Source organism: Nocardia citri, assembly GCF_054065835.1.
Window position 1 is genome coordinate 1 of sequence record NZ_JBSUQM010000055.1, and the last position, 3,387, is coordinate 3,387.

5 protein-coding genes are annotated in these 3,387 nt (G+C 60.1%); 3 read left to right on the forward strand and 2 right to left on the reverse strand.

The genetic code is table 11. The annotated features are described in order from the left end of the window. The 3 genes from ACW2Q0_RS30980 to ACW2Q0_RS30990 form a co-directional block, all read left to right on the forward strand. A partial coding sequence (locus ACW2Q0_RS30980) for an ADP-ribosyltransferase (RefSeq protein WP_457194473.1) occupies window positions 1-1,420 on the forward strand: 1,420 nt, incomplete at its 5' end. Window positions 1,421-1,429: 9 nt separating this feature from the next. Next, complete coding sequence (locus ACW2Q0_RS30985; RefSeq protein ID WP_330251300.1) at window positions 1,430-1,744, forward strand: hypothetical protein; 315 nt, start codon at window positions 1,430-1,432, stop codon at window positions 1,742-1,744. A gap of 140 nt (window positions 1,745-1,884) precedes the next feature. Then, window positions 1,885-2,490: a DUF4291 domain-containing protein gene (locus ACW2Q0_RS30990; protein WP_457194474.1), complete on the forward strand. Its 606-nt coding sequence runs from the start codon at window positions 1,885-1,887 to the stop codon at window positions 2,488-2,490. 100 nt (window positions 2,491-2,590) lie between these two features. Here the strand turns inward: ACW2Q0_RS30990 and ACW2Q0_RS30995 are convergent, their stop codons facing one another. Then, complete coding sequence (locus ACW2Q0_RS30995) at window positions 2,591-3,121, reverse strand: HEAT repeat domain-containing protein (RefSeq protein WP_457194475.1); 531 nt, start codon at window positions 3,119-3,121, stop codon at window positions 2,591-2,593. Next, a partial coding sequence (locus ACW2Q0_RS31000) for a hypothetical protein (protein ID WP_457194476.1) occupies window positions 3,118-3,387 on the reverse strand: 270 nt, incomplete at its 5' end. The genes ACW2Q0_RS30995 and ACW2Q0_RS31000, both read right to left, overlap by 4 nt.

Genomic DNA, 3,387 nt, shown 5'->3' on the forward strand with positions numbered 1-3,387 from the left:
TAACAAGCTCATCTCTCTGGCCTCCGACTGGTTCGCCTCCGTTGATTCGTTCTGGCCGACCCTCAACCAATGCCACGCCATGACCGGGTCCTACGACGAGGCCAAGAAATGGGCCAAGACCTACGACACGCGCGCCGAAGAGCTACTGGACATGTCCAATGACCTCGCCGAAGCGGTCCACGCCTACGGGTGCGTGTTGCTGGAAATGGGCTACAACCACGCCGTTGCCGAATACAACGCGACACTCGGCACCGACACCCCGGCACCGGACAAACCAGCCGCCCCCGGCCCCGTGGCATACCTGTGCCGGGTGCCGCTGCCCAGTGCCGGAGGACCCGGCCAGGGCCTGATCGATGGCGGTGTGCAACTGGCCGAAGCCATCGGAATCACCATCCCCGACGGCAACGTCGATCTACTCGCACGCGCCGCCGACACCTGGACCAAGATCGCCGACGCCGAACCCGTGGCAAAAATGGCGGGAGAGCTGGAACGGGCCGCATGGTCGTTCGAGGCGATCGTCAGCCCCGAATACGAACACATCGATGAAGATCTGCGCGCCCTGCGTGACGCCGCCCTGACCACCACCGCCGCATTCTACGAACTGTCCGCCAGCGCGAAAGACCACCACGACGGCCTGGTCGAGCTGCGCGAAAACATGAAAAAGGTCCTCGAGGACCTGGGCGAAGAGCTCCTCAAAGAACTGCTCATCACCGTCGCAATCGCCATCGCGGCAAGCGTGGTGACCTTCGGCATCGGCGCCGCCGTAGCCAGCGCACGTGTCGTGGCCATCGCCGCCCGATTCGCGCGCCCCATTCGCGCCCTCATCGATGCCTTCAAGGCCAACCGGGCCATCGCAAAAGGGGTGAAATCCGAACAAACCCTTGCCAAACATGCCAAAGAACTGAAACGCATCAAGGATTTGAAGGCCAAGGCGACGCCGAAGGTGGAGCCGAAAACGGCGCCGACACAGTTCACCGGTGAGATGTCCACCGAGGAACGATGGATGCTGACCCGCGGCCCCAGCCGGGACCTGATTCGCGGGCTGCGTGAAGGGAACCTCAGCGCCGATCAGCAGGCGGAAGCTCTCCGGATCAATGCCGCGTTGGACAAGTTACCCCCGTACCAAGGTCCGGTGACCCGCCATATTGATCTGACGCCCGAGGAACTCGCCCGCTTCCAGCCCGAACAAGCGGGACCGGTGAGCGGATTCATGAACAGTTCCAGCCGCGGCGGTAACGAGCTCATGGCCAACACCACGAACACCGAATTCCAAATATTGAGCAAGACTGGGCGGCAAGTCCACGACTACGGCGGGACTCGCGACGAAGTCATGTTCAAAACGGGAACCGAATTCTTCTGCGAGAGCAAAGTGACCGATCCGACAACGGGTCGCACCATTATCACGCTGACCGAACGATAGGAGACACCCATGCCGGAACCGGACTCGGAAAAAGTCGGCCGCTTCACCTTCTACAGTCGCGAGGAATCGGAAGCGCGAGGCTTGATCCCTTCTGATGAAGAACGGGCGCGCAACCGCGAGATACTCGCTGCATTCAACGAGAAACGCCGCAATGCCCCGCCCGAACCTGCACGGTCCCCCTCACTCGGCCTGGGAGAACGCTGGGGGGTCGACAGCCTGATCGGCACCGAATTCGAAGGCTGGACCCGCGACGCGAACGGCCAGTGGTACGACAAGGACGGCCACCCCACCAGCCACGACCGCGACGCCAACCCCGGCAACTGAGCCGCAATCAACGCCGAGTACAGCACGGCGGGTCGTTCGGCCCGCCGTGCTCGCGTAACGGATCCGCCTCTACCGCAGCGATCCGGTGAGGGTGCGCCGGCTGCCGGAGATTGGCCGATTGACATGCAACCATGGTTTCCGTGGACAGGCCCTTTCGTGAGATCCGTGGTGTATTCGATGCCGACACGATTACGGTGTACCAGGCGTACGGCCCGCAGATCGCCGTTCCTGCCGCGGCTTCTGGGCGGTTCCCAGGCGCGTTCAAGCGAGAGCGCATGACCTGGATCAAGCCATCATTTCTGTGGATGATGTACCGATCCGGCTGGGCCAGTAAGCCTGGGCAGGAGCATGTGCTGGCCGTCCGGATCTCGCGTTCGGGCTTCGAATGGGCACTTCGCCATTCGGCGTTCGCGCACTTCGACAGCGCTGTGCATCAGGACCATGCGCAGTGGAAGACCAGCTTGGCCGCTCCGGTTCGGATTCAGTGGGATCCCGAGCGTGACACCGCATTTCGTCCCTTACCATTCCGATCACTGCAGGTGGGGCTGTCCGGTGAAGCGGTAAATCGCTACTGCGACGAATGGATCGTAGGGATCGAAGACGTCACTGGACTCGCCCATGAGATCGGACATGAGGTAGCCGCCGGGAGACACGTTCCCGATCGCCTGCCCGCGGAAAAGCCATACCCGACCCCACCTGAACTGCGCGTGCAACTAGGAATGGGCACGGGAGTAGTCACACTCTGATCAGTGACCGAGGTCCTAATCATCCTTGGGCGATGACGGTTTGTAGCCATTCGTAACGTGCGGCTAACTCATGTTGGACGGCGGACATGCGAACCCTTTCCTACATTGCCGTATGAGATTTTTGCCTGCGCTCGAGCTGCGCTTCGGCTCCCTTCCGCACAATCTTGCTATCCGAATCACGCAGGCGAACCAAGGCAGCTTCGGCTTCCGGCCCAGGTGTGTCGCCAAGCGCCCAGATCGCTTTTCTTGCGAGGGCCCTGTTGTCGTCGTAATCGAGATAATCTGGAATCCAGACTGCAGTTCGATACAATGCGTCGACCGCAGTTGGTGTTCGGAGCTGCCCAAGTCTCGATACCACAGCTTCGTGCATGAAGTGCCAATCTGCTGAACTCAACTTCAACAGCGTGGCGAGATAATCCATGGTGAGCCCGAACTCTGAGCTCACGATTAGAGCGAGCTCGACACCGTCAGCATCGTGATCTTCGGTCGCCTGTTTCAGTAGGTCCAGTCCGAGTTCGCGACCATCTTCCGTTCCAAAATGACGAAGGACTTCTTCAGGTGAACCGACCCGCTCCTGAGTGGACGGGTTGTATACAAGTCCGAGTATGACCTTCTCATCCTCTGGAGTCATCGTAGTATCTCCCTCCACTTGACTATCGCGTCGTTGAATATTTCCAATGCGGGGCCTCGACCCAATCCGATATTGACATGCCCCATACCTTCACCCTTGAAATGAGCGCCAAAATCCGCCCATCCTTTCGATACCACCGGCATATCGGGATACAATTCACGAACAGCTCGCGCTTCGTTCCTCACGCCGATTTCCGCTAGTTCGTCGATTGTTCCCGGGCGAAGCTCGAATTCTACGAGTCGTCCAGCATAGGAATCAGAAAACCC